General features: G+C 44.2%; 13 protein-coding genes and 1 rRNA gene. 10 read left to right on the forward strand and 4 right to left on the reverse strand.

Translation table 11 applies throughout. The features are described 5' to 3' along the window. Positions 1-597: ribosomal RNA gene (locus NNC77_RS05895) — 16S ribosomal RNA — on the reverse strand; the annotation flags it as partial. Positions 598-1854: 1257 nt separating this feature from the next. On the opposite strand from NNC77_RS05895, the gene NNC77_RS05900 reads away from it, so the two are divergent. Both NNC77_RS05900 and NNC77_RS05905 read left to right on the forward strand, forming a co-directional pair. Beyond that, a complete protein-coding gene (locus NNC77_RS05900) occupies positions 1855-2160 on the forward strand; it encodes a hypothetical protein (RefSeq protein WP_203069445.1) in 306 nt (101 codons plus the stop codon). Positions 2161-2294: 134 nt separating this feature from the next. Continuing rightward, entirely contained in the window at positions 2295-3053 is a 759-nt protein-coding gene (locus NNC77_RS05905; RefSeq protein ID WP_022121137.1) for a Bax inhibitor-1/YccA family protein, read from the forward strand. Between the two features lie 284 nt (positions 3054-3337). Here NNC77_RS05905 and NNC77_RS05910 read toward each other — a convergent pair whose 3' ends face one another. Both NNC77_RS05910 and NNC77_RS05915 read right to left on the reverse strand, forming a co-directional pair. Beyond that, positions 3338-4357 carry a helix-turn-helix domain-containing protein gene (locus NNC77_RS05910; protein ID WP_203069446.1) on the reverse strand — a complete coding sequence of 340 codons (1020 nt, stop codon included), beginning with the start codon at positions 4355-4357 and terminating at the stop codon, positions 3338-3340. Between the two features lie 129 nt (positions 4358-4486). Beyond that, positions 4487-5815: an inositol-3-phosphate synthase gene (locus NNC77_RS05915; RefSeq protein ID WP_119236858.1), complete on the reverse strand. Its 1329-nt coding sequence runs from the start codon at positions 5813-5815 to the stop codon at positions 4487-4489. A 331-nt stretch (positions 5816-6146) separates the two neighbouring features. On the opposite strand from NNC77_RS05915, the gene argR reads away from it, so the two are divergent. The 5 genes from argR to NNC77_RS05940 all read left to right on the forward strand — a co-directional run bounded on the left by argR (position 6147) and on the right by NNC77_RS05940 (position 10873). After that, complete coding sequence (argR, locus tag NNC77_RS05920; protein WP_117587358.1) at positions 6147-6635, forward strand: arginine repressor; 489 nt, start codon at positions 6147-6149, stop codon at positions 6633-6635. A 92-nt stretch (positions 6636-6727) separates the two neighbouring features. Further along, positions 6728-7339 carry a GNAT family N-acetyltransferase gene (locus NNC77_RS05925; protein ID WP_022121132.1) on the forward strand — a complete coding sequence of 204 codons (612 nt, stop codon included), beginning with the start codon at positions 6728-6730 and terminating at the stop codon, positions 7337-7339. A 76-nt stretch (positions 7340-7415) separates the two neighbouring features. Beyond that, positions 7416-8618 carry an argininosuccinate synthase gene (locus NNC77_RS05930; protein WP_254970262.1) on the forward strand — a complete coding sequence of 401 codons (1203 nt, stop codon included), beginning with the start codon at positions 7416-7418 and terminating at the stop codon, positions 8616-8618. A 1-nt stretch (position 8619) separates the two neighbouring features. Then, positions 8620-9621 carry an N-acetyl-gamma-glutamyl-phosphate reductase gene (gene argC / locus NNC77_RS05935; protein WP_254970261.1) on the forward strand — a complete coding sequence of 334 codons (1002 nt, stop codon included), beginning with the start codon at positions 8620-8622 and terminating at the stop codon, positions 9619-9621. Between the two features lie 109 nt (positions 9622-9730). After that, complete coding sequence (locus tag NNC77_RS05940; RefSeq protein WP_254970260.1) at positions 9731-10873, forward strand: aspartate aminotransferase family protein; 1143 nt, start codon at positions 9731-9733, stop codon at positions 10871-10873. Between the two features lie 378 nt (positions 10874-11251). On the opposite strand, the gene NNC77_RS05945 is transcribed toward NNC77_RS05940, so the two are convergent. Beyond that, positions 11252-13378, reverse strand: a complete 2127-nt coding sequence (locus tag NNC77_RS05945; protein ID WP_254970259.1) for a TonB-dependent receptor domain-containing protein — start codon at positions 13376-13378, stop codon at positions 11252-11254. A 671-nt stretch (positions 13379-14049) separates the two neighbouring features. Here NNC77_RS05945 and NNC77_RS05950 point away from each other — a divergent pair. The 3 genes from NNC77_RS05950 (at position 14050) to NNC77_RS05960 (ending at position 17254) form a co-directional block, all read left to right on the forward strand. After that, the gene (locus tag NNC77_RS05950) at positions 14050-14832 is read left to right on the forward strand and encodes a pyrroline-5-carboxylate reductase family protein (protein WP_006847541.1); all 783 of its coding nucleotides are present in this window, start codon (positions 14050-14052) and stop codon (positions 14830-14832) included. 195 nt (positions 14833-15027) lie between these two features. After that, complete coding sequence (locus tag NNC77_RS05955) at positions 15028-15582, forward strand: helix-turn-helix domain-containing protein (protein ID WP_117587364.1); 555 nt, start codon at positions 15028-15030, stop codon at positions 15580-15582. Positions 15583-15592: 10 nt separating this feature from the next. Next, on the forward strand, positions 15593-17254 hold the full coding sequence (locus tag NNC77_RS05960) for an AMP-binding protein (protein WP_254970258.1): 1662 nt from the start codon (positions 15593-15595) through the stop codon (positions 17252-17254). Positions 17255-17289: the final 35 nt, after the last annotated feature.

Below are 17289 nucleotides of genomic sequence, written 5' to 3' on the forward strand. Positions count from 1 at the left end.
TAATCTCCGGCCTACGCTCCCTTTAAACCCAATAAATCCGGATAACGCCCGGACCTTCCGTATTACCGCGGCTGCTGGCACGGAATTAGCCGGTCCTTATTCATAAGGTACATGCAAAAAGTCTCACGAGACTCACTTTATTCCCTTATAAAAGCAGTTTACAACCCATAGGGCCGTCTTCCTGCACGCTACTTGGCTGGTTCAGACTCTCGTCCATTGACCAATATTCCTCACTGCTGCCTCCCGTAGGAGTTTGGACCGTGTCTCAGTTCCAATGTGGGGGACCTTCCTCTCAGAACCCCTACTGATCGTCGCCTTGGTGGGCCGTTACCCCGCCAACAAGCTAATCAGACGCATCCCCATCCATCACCGATAAATCTTTAATCTCTTTCAGATGTCTTCTAGAGACGTCATTGGGTATTAGTCTTACTTTCGCAAGGTTATCCCCAAGTGGTGGGCAGGTTGGATACGCGTTACTCACCCGTGCGCCGGTCGACGCCTATCGGAAGCAAGCTTCCAATATCGTTTCCCCTCGACTTGCATGTGTTAAGCCTGTAGCTAGCGTTCATCCTGAGCCAGGATCAAACTCTCCATTGTAAAATATCATTTTTACTTCATTTCTTCCGAAGAAGAAAGTCGGTGTTTGTTGTCTGTACTTAGGACGAATATCCTTTTTCGTTTATTGAAGCTTAGTAAACCTGACTTGTCAATTGCTTGACGGTTCGTTTCTTTTACCCAGTCAACTTTCTTATTTCTAAGAAGTTAACCGCTTCTTGTACTACTTGTCTGTTTATGTAAAATCTTTCAAAGAACTCTTTCTTTTGTTGCTAAGAGAAAGTGTATTTCTCAAAAGCGAGTGCAAAAGTACTAACTATTTTTCATTCCACCAAATCTTTTCGCAAAAAAGTTGCTTTTTCAGTTAGTTTTTAACATCTATAAAGACTTTATACAAGAGATTTTAGCTGCTTACATTATTGTATATATGCGCTTGCCTATGCACACACTTAGGCGTATACGCAAGCGTATACTATAATAATTGTTAATGATTGAACATTCGCAAGTTTGCACCACACGCTCTGAAAGGGCGTGTGGGACGAAACTTGAAGAAAAATTGCTAATGATTTCACATTAATTCACGTTTAGAAGTTTACGCTTACCCATAGCCATTAACTTTATTTCGCTGATAATATTTTAACGGATTATACATCAGGGATACCGATTAGGCTGGGATTTTAGGAGTTTCTGCAGAAAGAAATCATAAAAAAAAGAGGACTCTCTAAAAAAGATACCCATTTCGGAATCGAAAATAAACGCTTAAAATATGTAAAAACGGAGTGGATTCTTAAAATATGTTTATAAAAAAGCAAGAAACACCCTTCACCACCCTTCACCTATAACTATTTGACACATAAAACGTTAAATAAAAAGGTGAAGGGTGAAGGTTTGAAAACTCTTTTTTATATATACGCGCGGCAAGGGAAAATTAAAGGGGTACCCTAGGGTCAAAAATCGGAAAAACCCTAAAAAGAATATAATATAAGATTTAAAATATACCCTTCACCCTTCACCTCGTTGCCACAACCCAGTTTCAATATCTTCGTCATCGGAGTACCTACATTTGTCATCTTGGTTTATCCTTCGGAGATATTCTGCTATCTTTCGGAGATATTTTCTTATCCTTCGGAGATATTTTGCTATCTTTCGGAGTTATGTTCTTATCCTTCGGAGATATTCTGCCGAATGATTCCATGATTTTTTCGCACTTTATTTCCCGAATCCACGCAAATCGCACAAATCGCATAGGTAGAAAACGGAAAAGACGTATCTTTGCATTCGAAATAAAACGAATAGCGTATGAGACTGGTAGAAGAAAAAGAAGATAAGAGATTAAGATGGCAATGGCAGATCAGTTTCAACCGAAAGGAGACTGACATGAAGTCAGACATCACCATCATTCCTAGCGGCAACTATCATATCCTGATAAAGGGTTTGAAACAGAACGACATCATCAGAATATACGGAACCTCAGGTGTCCTGGCACTTCAGAAACAGGCAAAATCTGATACAGAACAGCTTCGCACACCAATAAATGGGACTGTAGCCGTAGAGGTAACACGAGGCGGAAAACAGATAGCCGTAAAGAAGATAGCCCTTAAATAAAGGAATGAATGACGTAAAATTACGGAATAAATGTTAATAAAGCGCAGAGATAATCGCTCGTTTCAATAATTGGCATTATCTTTGCGCTTATTATATTATTCAATAGACCATAAATAACAAAAGAAAATAGAATTATGACAGAAAAGGAAATGTACAATCTGATAAATAGTCAGAACAACCAGCAGAGCAATGGCTTTGCTGTTAATGAGAAAGAGCGAGGTATAAGCGGTGTTTTCTCTGCTTTGATGCGCAAAGTGTATACATGGATGACCTTAGCTCTCCTGATTACGGGCGTTACTGCCTATGGTGTGGCTAGCAGTCCTACCCTGCTGATGACCTTGATGACAAGCCGCGGCTTGCTCTTTGGCTTGATTATCGCAGAGCTCGCCCTGGTATTCATCATTACTGGTGCCCTACAGAGACTCTCCCTGACTACGGCCACCCTACTCTTCATCGTCTACTCGGTTTTGAATGGTGCCATGCTTTCATCCGTATTCGTAGTTTATACGATGACCAGTATTGCCAAGGTATTTTTTATTACAGCCGGCACATTCGGAGCGATGGCTTTCTATGGTTACACTACCAAGAAGGATTTGACCTCTTTAGGAAAAATACTCTTCATGGCGCTGATTGGTCTGATTATCGCTACCGTAGTAAACATGTTCTTGAAGAGTTCGGGATTTGATTACATTTTGAGTTACGCCGGCGTAGCCATCTTCGTTGGCTTGACCGCTTGGGACAGTCAGAAGATCAAGCAGATGCTCCAGACACAATACGACATGAGCGAGGGCGCACAGAAACTGGCACTCATCGGAGCCTTGACCCTGTATCTCGATTTTATCAATCTCTTCCTCTACTTGCTCCGCATCTTCGGAGGCAGCAACAAGGAATAATGAAAACGAGAACCGGGAATAAAGTAAAAAACAAAAAGAATAACATACATAATGAGAAAGGTTGGCTTGCCCTCAACGGGTTGGCCAACCTTTATTTTTTATTCCTAGAAAAAGTAAATGCTAGAGTTATATTCTCTTCAAAAAGTTCTATGGTGCAAAGATAGAAAAAAAAATGAAAACCATGGTTTCAAAATAGCAAAAATAAGTTTCAAACGGACAAAAAGTGTCTTTTGACATTTTTCAGTGTAGCACTGATTTTTCAGAACAGCCTACACATCAACAACTTACGCATTTGCCCTATATTTATTAGGAGAGCAACCAAAAGAGGCAAAAAATACTCTTCTGAACGTAGAAATAGAATTAAATCCCGATTTGATGGCGATTTCCGGCAAAGGATAATTCGTTGACTTCAACAAATTCTCAGCATACTGTATACGATAAGTATTCACATAATCATAAAACGTCTGCCCATTCTGCCGGTTAAAATAGCGACTCAGATAAGTACGGTTCGTACCTACAGCCAGCGCCACATCAGACAATTTCAGTTTCGGATTGAGATAGATTTTATCTTCCTCGAACAACCGCTGCACCTCAGCAGCCATCCCCGAGACATCTACTTCGTTCTGCTCTAACGGTACAATTTCAATATCGCTCAACTCTTCTATCACAGACTCATGCCTATAAACAAAATAATCTATCAGCATCCAGAGTATCAGAGAGCTTACCATATAGATATTGTCGTAATCCACATTAATAACGAAACAGCTCAACGTCCATAAAAACAGAATCAGGAAGAAGGTATTGAGAATGGCAAGAAGCCAATTCAGATTAATATTTTCCTGATAAGAAAAGCGCTCTTTCAGCTGGCGGTGATACCTCCGAATCATAAAGATAAGCAATATAAAGGTAGAGCATCCATAAATGGCTCCCCAGACAGAAAGCACATAAAACCAGATGATATTATGGGTAAAAATATAGAACACCGGCAACAAGAGGAAAGGCAATTCCAGCATCAAAGCTTTCACCCATCTGAACCAGCCCGGCTTCACCAGTTCCATCAACACAAAGCTGTAGAACGGAATAATCATCATATCCAACGAAGACGTAAGATACCACGCATGCTCGTTGTCAAAACCATAAATCAGAAAGAAAACCATGTCCTTTACCAACTGTAGGTCGACCACGATCATGAGCCACATAATCATCCGAAAGAGCATCTCCTTTCCTTTTCTCCAAAACAGGAAAGCCATCATGGAGAAGAACATCATGCTCATACCATAAATAAAACTCGTTACCGAATCCATGTCTACTTTCTATATAAATAAACAAAAAGGCACACCTATGGAGAGATGTTCTAACATTCCAAAGGTGTGCCATGATATAAATTAATGCCTTATATATAATAAGGTGTAATATTAAATGAAATAACCTAATTAGTCGATTTCCTCATCGGCCTCGTAACCTCCCATCTCACGGATAGCATTCTTCAGCATCGTATACTGCTGGTAGAGATGGTTTACAGGCTCTTCACCCTTAGTATAATCGTGCATAGGTGCCTTGAGGAAGAAACTCAAGAAACGCTGGATTCCGAAACGGCCTGCACGAGCTGCAAGATCGCTCAACAATGTAAGGTCGAGCAGCAATGGAGCAGCAAGGATAGAGTCGCGGCAGAGGAAGTTAATCTTAATCTGCATTGGGTAACCCATCCAGCCGAAGATATCGATATTATCCCAACCCTCCTTGTTATCGTTGCGAGGTGGATAATAGTTGATACGTACCTTGTGATAGTACTGAGTATCTTCGTCGTTACCATGACCATAGAGATCTGGCTGAGCTTCTGGTTTCAGGATTGTCTCAAGAGTAGAGAGTTTACTTACCTCCTTGGTATGGAAATTAGCCGGTTCATCGAGAACGAGACCATCACGGTTGCCGAGAATATTGGTAGAGAACCAGCCATTCAAGCCGAGACAACGGGTACCGATGATAGGAGCAAAACCACTCTTGACAAGAGTCTGACCTGTCTTGAAGTCCTTACCGGCGATAGGCATCTTGGTCTTCTCTGCGAGTTCCCACATAGCAGGAATATCAACAGTTGTATTAGGAGCACCCATGATGAAAGGAGCACCCTCTGTCAAAGCAGCATAAGCGTAGCACATGGATGGAGCTACATGCTGGCGGTCGTCAGCCTTCATTGCAGCCTCAAGTGCTGCCAATGTACCATGAATCTCCATATCTACAGGAACGTAGATTTCAGTAGATGCTGCCCAGATAACAACGATACGGGCACAACCGTTCTTCTCCTTGAAGTCGCGGATATCCTGACGAAGAGCCTCTACCATCTCCCAGCGGGTCTTGCAATCCTTCACATTGCCGCCATCAAGACGCTTTGCATAGTTCTTGTCGAATGCAGCCTTCATTGGTACTACCTTCTCCAACTCCTCGCGTACAGGGTTGATATCTTTTTCCTTCAATACCTCAGCATACATAGCTGCCTGATAAGCATTCTGCGGATAAACATCCCAAGTACCGAATACGATATCATTAAGGTCAGCAAGTGGAACGATGTCCTTATAGTGCAAATATTTCTTGTCTGCACCCTTGCCAACACGAATTTTGTCGTACTGAGTCATTGAACCTACTGGCTTCGCAAGTCCCTTACGAGTCATGAAAACACCGGTCATGAAGGTAGTAGCTACTGCGCCACAACCAACAACCAAGATTCCCAGCTTACCTTCTGCTGGTTTAACATTCATTTTTTCCATCTTCTAAAGGTTTTTTTATATCAAGTTGATTATAATCAAAGAATTGTGTCTGCAAAGATAACAAAAACTAATTGAACCGATGCGGTTTTCGTAGACTTTCTTTCAATAATTTACAATAATTAGCTTAAAATAGACAAAAAAGGCTTTTTTGCATCAAAAGCCTTGTGTAGAAAATCTGTATAAAATAACTGAATGTATGCATATTTATTCTATATTCATACATAACAAAAGACAAAATAATGTTATTTTATGCATTTTTCTTTCATTTTATTTGGCTATTTGCAAAATATATTGTAATTTTGCAGCCGTTAAACGAATAAAAATACAGCATATGAAGGCAAAGAATAGCAGATTGGAAACTTTGAAGATGCTTATATCAAGTCAAGAGTTGAGTTCGCAAGACCAACTTTTGGAGGCTCTTCACAAAGAAGGCTTTAAGATTACGCAAGCCACATTGAGCCGTGACTTAAAACTGCTCAAGGTGGCAAAGGCAGCATCTTCGAGTGGAAAATATGCGTATGTTCTGCCCAACGATACATTATATAAGAGAGTATCAAACCATATTCCAGTGAGCAAGATGATGGTGAATACCGGATTCCAGTCTATCAACTTCTCTGGAAACATGGTCGTGATCAAAACCCGTCCGGGATATGCAAGCAGCATTGCCTATAATATAGATAATAGTGATATTCCTCAAATTCTGGGAACCATCGCTGGCGATGACACGATCTTTCTGGTTAAGAAGAAAGGGACAACAGAAGAGGAAATCATCAATGCATTAGCAGAGGTAATTCCAGACGTTCACCATAAATATGTATAAGGTAGTTGCATCTTTATGCAAAACATACACCTTAATTATATATATAAAGAAAGAATATTAAAACAAAAACATTTTAAGATAGAAGAGAAAAAATGGAAGAAGCAGAAGTTAAAGTAATGGTGGCTGACGAAAGTCACATCAAGTACATCGACACCATTCTGACTACAATTGCAGAAGCTGCAAAAAAGCGTGGTTCTGGTATCGCCAAGCGTTCACCAGAGTATGTTGCCACCAAAATGCGCGAAGCCAAGGCGGTCATCGCTCTCCAGGGTGAAAAGTTCGCTGGTTTCAGCTACATCGAAACATGGGGCAACAAGCACTATGTCACCACATCAGGTTTGATCGTTCACCCAGACTTCCGTGGTATGGGATTGGCTAAGCGCATCAAGAACCTGACCTTTACGCTTGCCCGACAGCGATGGCCTCATGCCAAGATTTTCTCTTTGACATCCGGTTCGGCTGTCATGAAGATGAACACCCAGCTGGGTTATCTTCCTGTTACCTTCGCCGACCTGACCGATGATGAGTCATTCTGGCGTGGTTGCGAGGGTTGCATCAACGTGGATGTCCTCCATCGTACCAACCGCAAATACTGCATCTGCACCGCCATGCTCTTTGACCCAGAAGAACACCTGCCAATCAAGCTTCCTCAGGAAGTGATTGAGAGAATCCGCAAGATTGACGGTCCATCTGCAGAAATTTAAATCCTTACATATAATTTAAGGTGTTGGCAAAAATGCCATCTAAACATTATTCACCACATATTAAACATAAAATAAAATGGCAAATAAAAAAGTAGTAGTCGCATTCAGCGGCGGTCTCGATACATCATACACAGTAATGAAGTTGACCCAGGATGGCTGGGATGTTTATGCAGCATGCGCTAACACAGGTGGTTTCTCTGCCGAGCAGTTGAAGACCAACGAGGAAAACGCATATAAGTTGGGCGCCAAGGCATACGTCACTCTCGATGTTACCCACGAGTATTACGAGAAATCATTGAAATACATGATTTTCGGTAATGTGCTCCGCAACAACTGCTACCCTATCTCTGTATCTTCTGAGCGTATCTTCCAGGCTATCGCCATCGCTCGTTACGCCAAGGAGATTGGTGCTGACGCTATCGCGCACGGAAGTACAGGTGCCGGCAACGACCAGATTCGCTTCGACATGACCTTCCTGGTAATGGCTCCTGGTGTAGAGATCATCACATTGACTCGTGACAAGGCGCTTTCTCGCAAGGAGGAGGTTGACTACCTGAACGAGCACGGCTTCTATGCAGACTTCACCAAATTGAAGTATTCATATAACGTAGGTATCTGGGGAACCAGTATCTGCGGTGGTGAGATTCTCGACCCAACCCAGGGTCTTCCTGAGGAGGCTTATCTGAAGCACGTTACTGCCAAGGAAGAAGAGGCCGAACTGAAGATTACCTTTGAGAAGGGTGAGATCGTGGCGGTCAACGGCGAGAAGTTTGATGATAAGATTGCTGCCATCCAGAAGATTGAGGAGATTGGCGCTTCTTACGCCATCGGTCGCGACTGCAACGTGGGTGACACCATCATCGGTATCAAGGGTCGTGTAGCTTTCGAGGCTGCAGCTCCTAAGCTCATCATCGAGGCTCACCGCCTGTTGGAGAAGAGCACATTGAGCAAGTGGCAGCAGTATTGGAAGGATCAGGTAGGCAACTGGTACGGAATGTTCCTCCACGAGAGCCAGTACCTGGAGCCAGTAATGCCGGATATCGAGGCTATGCTGACTTCTTCTCAGCGCAACGTAAACGGTACAGCCATCTTGAAGCTCCGTCCATTTAGCTTCCAGACTGTTGGTGTCGATTCACCAGACGATTTGACCAAGTCTAAGCTCGGTGAGTATGGTGAGATGCAGCACGGTTGGACCGCAGAGGATGCGAAGGGCTTCATCAAGGTAAGCTCTACCCCACTCCGTGTTTATTATGGTATACACCCTAACGAGGAAAGATAATATGGTAAAAGTAGGTATTTTAGGAGCAGCTGGTTATACAGGAGGTGAGTTGATTCGCCTCCTTATCAACCATCCTGAGGCAGAGATTGTATTCGCCAACAGCGAGAGTAACGCCGGCAACCTGGTGGCAGAGGTTCACGAGGGATTGTATGGCGAGACTGATTTGAAGTTTACCGCCGAGATGCCTTTCGACCAGGTGGATGTCATCTTCTTCTGCTTCGGTCACGGCAAGAGCGAGGCGTTTTTGAAGGAGCACAATGTTCCAGAGAACGTGAAGATTATCGACCTGGCACAGGACTTCCGTCTTGCTCCAGAGACTGTGGTTGCTACCCAGCAGCCAACTCCAGCTGCTCACGACTTCATATATGGTCTTCCAGAAATAAATGAATCAAAAATAGCCGTAGCTCAGCACGTGGCAAACCCAGGTTGTTTTGCAACCTGCATTCAACTTGGTTTGTTGCCTGCTGCTAAGATGGGTCTCATCAACAGCGATGTATCTGTCAATGCCATTACCGGCAGCACCGGCGCAGGTCAGAAACCAGGTGCCACTACCCATTTCTCTTGGCGCAACAACAACATGAGCATCTACAAGGCATTCAACCATCAGCACGTGCCAGAGATTCGTGAGAGTCTGAAGCAGACACAGGGTTATCTCGATGCAGCCATCGACTTCATCCCTTACCGTGGCGACTTCGCCCGTGGCATCTTCGCTACAGAAGTGGTAAAGACCGACAAGCCAATCGAGGAAATCGTGGCTGGTTACAAGGAGTTCTACAAGAATGCCAAGTTCACCCACTATGTAGATAAGGCTATCGACCTGAAGCAGGTTGTGAATACCAACAAGTGCCTGGTTCATGTGGATAAGTATGGCGATAAACTTCTTATCACCTCTTGTATCGACAACCTTCTGAAGGGTGCCGTAGGTCAGGCTGTTCAGAACATGAACATCATGTTTGGTCTCGACCAGACAGCAGGTTTAAAACTCAAGCCATCAGCATTTTAGATAAAAGAATTCGGAAGAACGGATGAAAAATCATTCGTTCTTCTATCATAAAAAATAGTTTGTAATAAGATAACTCTATGAGTTGTCTTTCTTAAAACATAGATTTAACATGAAACTTTACGACGTATATCCTCTTTTCGATATTAATATTGTAAAAGGACAGGGCTGCAAGGTATGGGACGACAAGGGTCAGGAATACCTCGACCTCTATGGCGGTCATGCCGTTATCAGCATCGGTCATTGTCATCCTCACTATGTTGAGATGCTCACCAACCAGTTGAACAACCTGGGTTTCTATTCCAACTCTGTCATCAACAAGTTGCAGGTGAAACTCGCAGAGCGTCTGGGCAAGATAAGCGGTTATGAAGATTATCAGTTCTTCCTCATCAACTCGGGTGCCGAGGCAAACGAGAATGCCCTGAAGTTGGCTTCCTTCACCAACGGAAGAACCCGCGTGCTTTCTATAGAGAAGGCTTTCCACGGAAGAACTTCCCTTGCCGTAGAGGTAACAAATAATCCTAAGATCATCGCTCCTATCAATGACAATGGTCACGTAACCTATCTTTCTATCAATGATTTGGAGGCTTGGGAGAAGGAACTTGCCAAGGGCGATGTCTGCGCTTGTATCATCGAGGCGATTCAGGGCGTAGGTGGCTGCAACATGGTTACTCCTGAGTTTGCCCAGGGCTTGCAGGCTGCCTGCAAGAAATACGGCACCTTCCTGATTTGCGATGAAATCCAGTGCGGTTACGGCAGAAGCGGTAAGTTCTTCGCTCACCAGTGGTTGGGCATCAAGCCAGACCTCATCACCGTAGCCAAGGGTATCGGTAATGGCTTCCCTATGGGTGGCGTATTGATTTCTCCAGAGTTTACTCCTGTATATGGTCAGCTGGGTACAACTTTCGGTGGCAACCACCTGGCATGTACAGCCGCTCTCGCCGTTCTCGATGTCTTCGAGAAGGAGAACCTGGTACAGAATGCGCATGAAGTTGGTGAATATCTCATCGCTCAGTTGAAGGAGTTGCAGAAGCGCAACAGCCATATCACAGAGGTTCGTGGCCGTGGTTTAATGATAGGAGCCGTACTCGATATTCCTCACAAGGAAGTTCGCAGCAAGCTCATCCACGAGCAGCACTGCTTCACCGGTTGCGCCGGCACCAACATCCTTCGTATCCTCCCTCCGTTGGTATTGACCAAGGAGAATGTCGATGACTTCATCGAAAAATTGGAAACCGTATTAAAAGAAGTATAAACCCATTGAGATAAGGATATAAAGAAAACTCAACCCATAAAAGAAATAGGAAACACTCCTATCGTGAGCAGCAAGCCCTTTGCGGTTTGCTGCTTTTTTGTTTCCCTTATAGGAAAAGTGTACTCTCTATCACTTCGGCATCTAGGATTCGAAGGAACTCCTTCAGGCGCATCGCCAAAACGCTCGAGCCGTGATGCAAGCCTATGCCTTCCCCGTAAAGATGACGGAGAGCGAATGCGTGGCAGATCTGTTCAAGAAGTATAATGAATTGGCGGAATAGGAATATTCCGACTATAAAAAGCAAAAAGAGAGGCATGGTTCCATTATGCGAAAACCATGCCTCTCTCATATAACAAGATTTTATCTTGTAAAAGATATTTATAGTCGATTCAGCTCTGCATTACCGGCACCAGTTCCCTTGTACTTGCTACGTGTGGTATTGAACTTATAGCGAAGGGTGAATTGCAGGTCTCTCGTACCTCGCTTAGATACTTGCAGGAGTTCCATCTTCTGGTTATAGAGTAAGTCGGCATCCCAACATTTATAAAGCAGGTCGTTGCCTTTTATTTCCAAGGTAAGGGCATCCTTTAGGAATGACTTGCTGATGCTGACATCCAGTACATGCTGCTCTTTGGCAAGATATACGTTCATCGTGTTACCCTTGCTCTGATAGCGATAATCCACGTTAAGGGTGATGCCGCATGACAAGGAGAAGGCATTGTTGAAGTTGCCCATGAAAATAGGACGATTCAAGCGATAAGATGCCACATCTGTATGGAGGGTGAACCAGGGCTTCTGCATGCCCAAGTTGATTTGTGGCGCCCAAATGCCTATCTTTGGAGCGGCACTGATGTAGGCGGTCATGCTCTTGAGACTCTTCACGTTCTTACGACTTATCATGGTAATTGCTTCGTTATCAAGAATTTGCTCCGCCCAATAGATGATGGCATTGCGAGAGTCCTTGTAGTTGACCATAAACTGGATGAACTTCCATACACCCGATAATTCCACTCTATGATTGGTTTCGTTGTCGAGATAAGGATTACCTGTTTGGCGAGTAAATCGATTCATATAAGATACATTATTGCTCAGTTGACTATATGAAGGACGAGAGGTCTTTACCGAATAGCTCAACTGTGCCATTACCTTACCTATCTTCGCACCATAGCTGATGGTAGGAAAGAGGTTGCGGAAGGAGCGACTCTGCTCGGGCTGATAGATGCCTGCATCATAATACTTGAATCTTACATACTCGTATCGCAATCCCGCCGTGATGTTTCCTATCGGGGTGAGGTGCGCATATTGGATGAATGGACTTGCCGTCTGCTCCTCCAACTTGCTATAAGAGTTGGTGAGGAGGTCGGTGCGATTCACTTCGTAGTCATCGTTACGATGAGTATTGATATACTCAGCTCCATAGGAGAGATTACCGCCCAAGAGAGGAGAGGTAATTACGAGTTTGGTGGCTACCATCTTATTGCTCACACGATTCTTGGAGTTGACGTTACGAGAATCGTGCTCCTGGCTCTGTTCATCGCTATAGGCATAAGCCCTGTTTGTACTGAAATAGAGGTCGGTATTCAGGTCAATAGTGGTCTTGCCCAAAGTGCCGTTGTAGTAGGCATTCAATTGATGGCTAGGGTTGTTCTTGTCGACCGTCAGACCATCGGTTTTGATATAGTCGTAAAACTTACCGTCGGCAGTTACCTGACTATCGAAAAAATCTTTTGAGCGAGAATAGCCTGGCGAGGTCAAGGTGTATCTCGCACCAATGGAATGATTGGCATTGAAATCATAGCTAAAACCACTAATAAGACGGTGCGATTCTATGCGACCTGTTACTTCGTTGTTGTTATGCTGTTGCCAAAGCGTATCTACATGTACAGTCTGATTGTAGGTGGCCTTTTGCATCCATGTTGCATCAGAGAACTTATAAGTGGCAAAGAGATTCAGTCCATTATGACGATAGTTCATGTTAACCTGTTGGATGGTATTGTCGTGCTTATTGTACCAATACACAGAGCGAGTATCAAAGCCGAAACCTTCGCCTTTCTTCTTGATGGTCTTGATTTTGATTACCGCATTTACCGAAGCATCGTAGGTGGCTCCAGGATTCTGGATGACTTCCACACTCTTGATGTCGGAAGATTTGATGTTATCCAACTCACTGATGTCTTGCATCTTCCTGCCGTTGATATATATAATAGGTGTACCCTTGCCAATCACCTCATATCCATCTTTCTTCTTCACGATGCTCGGCACATGCTTCAATACATCTTCTGCCGTACCCATCTTGCTAAGCACGGTTCCTGCCACGTTGGTCAGCAGTCCTTCGTGGGTCTTCTTATATTGAGGAAGATGAGCTTTCACCACCACTTCGCCAAGTTCTTTGGAGAACTTATCAAATAGGGTCGTGTCGGAAATCTGTTCGCCGTTGATGTTCTGTGCCATCATCTGTGTTATGGTAATGCCACAGAAGGATGCTACTAGCGCAAGTCTTTTCATTGTCTTATTATTCTTTATGTTGTTACTATTCTTATTTGTTGCAAAATAGCAAGGCAACGGCTATGCCAAAAACATAAACAACTGATTATCAGAATATATAGAAAAAAGGCCATAAGATGACCTGTCTAAATACTTGACACTGCTGTCTAGTTATTAGACAGAAAAGCCATCAAAAAGGTTACGATGCGACACCATCTCCTTCATATACTCATGGTATTTTCACTTATTTTCCTACATTTCGCAAGCAATTTGTCGCATAACTCAGAAATTTTCCATCCCTTGGCCTACGCTCATGCCGAAGGAACTCCTTCAGGCGCATTGTCAGAACAACCGGCCGTGATATAACTTTACAGATTAAGATATAGCGAAAATATCTCTTAAGGGAAAATTTTCAATCTCTTCTTTCCCCATTATATGGGTGTTTCTTCTTGATTGTCTATTTCTAGAATATCATTTACATAGTTTCATCTCCATCATCTATAAGATAGGCAAGTACAAGGAAAAGAGAACCAAGGACGTAGATACTTCCAGAATGGGAGTAAACTAGCGAATTTCTTAAAAAATCGTCAGTAAACAAGCGTACTTTCTTAAAAAATCGTCTATAAACTGCTCTTTTTTCTGATAAAAGTAGTATCTTTGCACCGTAATTGCATTTTAACTATAAGACGACAATGAAAATAACAATTATCGGAGCAGGTGCTATGGGCGGTGCCATGGCTGAAGGACTCTTGCAGAGCGAGAAGTTCACTCCATCAGATATTACGGTATCTGACCATAACCAACCAGTATTGGATCACTTCGCAAGCGAAGGAGCCAGCGTAACCCTCGATAACCAGTTGGCTTGCCACGGCGCAGACATCATTTGCGTGGTAGTAAAGCCATGGTGCGTGGAGAAGACATTAAAGGGAATCAAGGATGCACTCAACTACAAGAGTCAGAAACTCGTAGTGGTAGCAGCCGGTGTGCCATCAGCCAACATCAAGGAGTGGCTGGACAAGGATGGTATCACCCCAACCTTCTTCCTCGTGATGCCAAACATCGCCATCGCCTACAAGCAGTCGATGACCTTCATCACTCCTGTAGATGCATCTGCTACAGAAATCCAGCAGATTACAGAAATCTTCGATGAATTGGGCGAAAGCCTCATCATGGAAGAACGTCTCTTCCCAGCAGCTACCGCTATGTCGTGTGCCATCGCTTACGCCATGCGCTATGTAAGAGCCAATGTGGAAGGCGGCGTAGAGATGGGCTTCAAGGCAAAGGATGCCCAGAAGATTGTCTTGCAGACCATCAAGGGTGCCGTAGAGTTGCTTCAGGAAACTGGCGAACACCCAGAGGCTGCCATTGATAAAGTAACAACTCCTGGCGGCTGCACCATCAAGGGCCTCAACACCATGGAACAGGGCGGCTTTACCAGCGCAGTGATCAATGGTTTATTGGCAGGAAAGAAATAAGAAAATGATACAATGAATGCTGCACAGATTACTTTATTTGTGCAGCATTTTCGTTTTTATAAGCACAAAGAGTTATAAAAACGTAAGTTTTTTGAGCCGTTTTAAATATTTTTCGTATCTTTGCGCTTACATTTCGAAATTGCCCATCAGCAACTGTTCGATGTATTATCAAGCAAACAATAAAAAGAATATTTTATGGACGAAGCTATCAAGCAAATCGGTGAAAGACTGAAAGGTCTCCGTGAGGTTCTCAACATTCCTGCAGAGGAGGTGGCTGAACTTTGCGAAATCAGTCTTGACCACTATCTCAAAATTGAGTCGGGAGAAGCCGACCCATCCGTGTATCGACTTTCAAAGATTTCAAAGCGATACGGCATCGACCTCGACGTATTGCTCTTCGGCGAGGAACCTCGCATGAAAGGATACTATGTTACCCGCAAGGGACAGGGACCGGAGATAGACCGCAACAACCAGTATAAATACCAGAGCCTTGCCGTAGGATTCAAGGATAGAAAGGTGAATCCGTTCATGGTACAGGTAGATCCGTTGCCAGGCGACAAGAAGCCAAACAAGAACGGACACGACGGACAGGAATATGATTATGTGATTGAGGGACAGCTCGAAGTAACCATCGAAGAAAAAGTGATGGTGCTGAATCCAGGCGACAGCATCTACTTCGACAGTAGAAAGTCGCATTGCTTCCGCTCACTCAACAATGAGCCAGCCAAGTTCCTTTGTATAATTATCTAGAAGAGTAACTATGATCGAGAGATTTCTAAAACAGACAAAATTCACTTCAGAGCAAGACTTCAAGGAGCATCTGGAGTTTATCATACCAGAAGATTTCAACTTTGCCTACGACGTGATGGACGAATGGGCAAAGATCAAGCCAGACCACGTGGCGCTGCTTTGGGCAAGTGAACGTGGCGAAGAAATCCGTTTTACATACAAGGACCTGAAGGAGCAGAGCGACAAGGCTGCTGCTTACTTCCAGAGTCTCGGCATCGGTCACGATGATAAGGTGATGCTCATTCTGAAGCGTCACTACCAGTGGTGGCTTGCCATGCTCGGTCTCCACAAGTTGGGTGCCGTAGCCATCCCTGCCACCCACATGCTTACCAAGCACGACATCGTTTACCGCAACAATGCAGCAAGCGTAAAGGCGATTATCTGCTGCGGCGATGATTACGTGGTAGAGCAGGTTAATCAGGCTATGCCAGAAAGTCCGACTGTCAAGACTTTAATCAGTATCGGTCCGGATATCCCGGAAGGTTTCCACGACTGGATGAAGGAATGGAACGAATGTGCTCCTTTTGTTCGCCCAGAACATGTAAACTCTAATGAAGATACCCTGCTGATGTACTTCACATCGGGAACCACAGGTGAGCCAAAGATGGTGGCACACGATCACCTCTATGCCCTCGGTCATCTGACCACGGGTGTATATTGGCACAATCTCCACGAGAACTCCATCCATCTTACTGTAGCCGATACCGGTTGGGGCAAGGCTGTATGGGGCAAGCTCTACGGACAATGGTTTGCCGGAGCCACCGTCTTCGTCTTCGATCACGAGAAGTTTACGGCGGATAAGATCATGCGCCAGATTGAGAAGTACCACATCACCTCTTTCTGTGCCCCTCCTACCATCTACCGCTTCATGATTCAGGAAGATTTCTCCAAGTATGACCTCAGCAGTCTTGAATACTGCACCACAGCGGGTGAGGCAATGAACCCATCCGTGGCAGAGACCTTCCAGAAACTTACTGGTGTTCAGATTTACGAGGGCTTCGGACAGACAGAGACCACGATGACACTCGGAACCTTCCCTTGGATCAAACCAAAGCCAGGAAGCATGGGCAAACCAAATCCACAATATGACGTTCACATCCTTCGCCCTGACATGACGGAATGCGAGGATGGTGAAAAGGGCGAGATTTGCATCCGCATCGGCGACCAAAAGCCTATCGGTCTCTTCAAATATTACTATCGTGATGAAAAGCAGACCAAATCGGTTTGGCACGATGGTTACTATCACACGGGCGATATGGCTTGGCGTGATGAGGAAGGCTACTTCTGGTTTGAGGGCAGAATCGACGACGTGATCAAGAGTTCTGGCTACCGCATCGGTCCTTTCGAGGTAGAGAATGCCCTGATGACTCACCCTGCCGTAGTAGAGTGCGCCATCACCGGTGTGCCTGACCCTATCCGAGGCATGGTAGTCAAGGCTACCGTTGTACTGAAGGATGAATACAAGAGTATGGCGGGCCCTGACCTCATCAAGAAGTTGCAGAATCATGTAAAGCACGAGACTGCTCCTTATAAATATCCTCGCATCATCGAATTCGTAGATGAATTGCCAAAGACCATCTCCGGCAAGATTCGAAGAGTAGAGATTCGAGAAAAAGACAATAAAAAGAAATAATGATTGAAGGGGCAAGGAATTTGAAACAACAGATT

Source organism: Segatella copri (assembly GCF_024330485.1).
Taxonomy (GTDB): domain Bacteria; phylum Bacteroidota; class Bacteroidia; order Bacteroidales; family Bacteroidaceae; genus Prevotella; species Prevotella copri_L.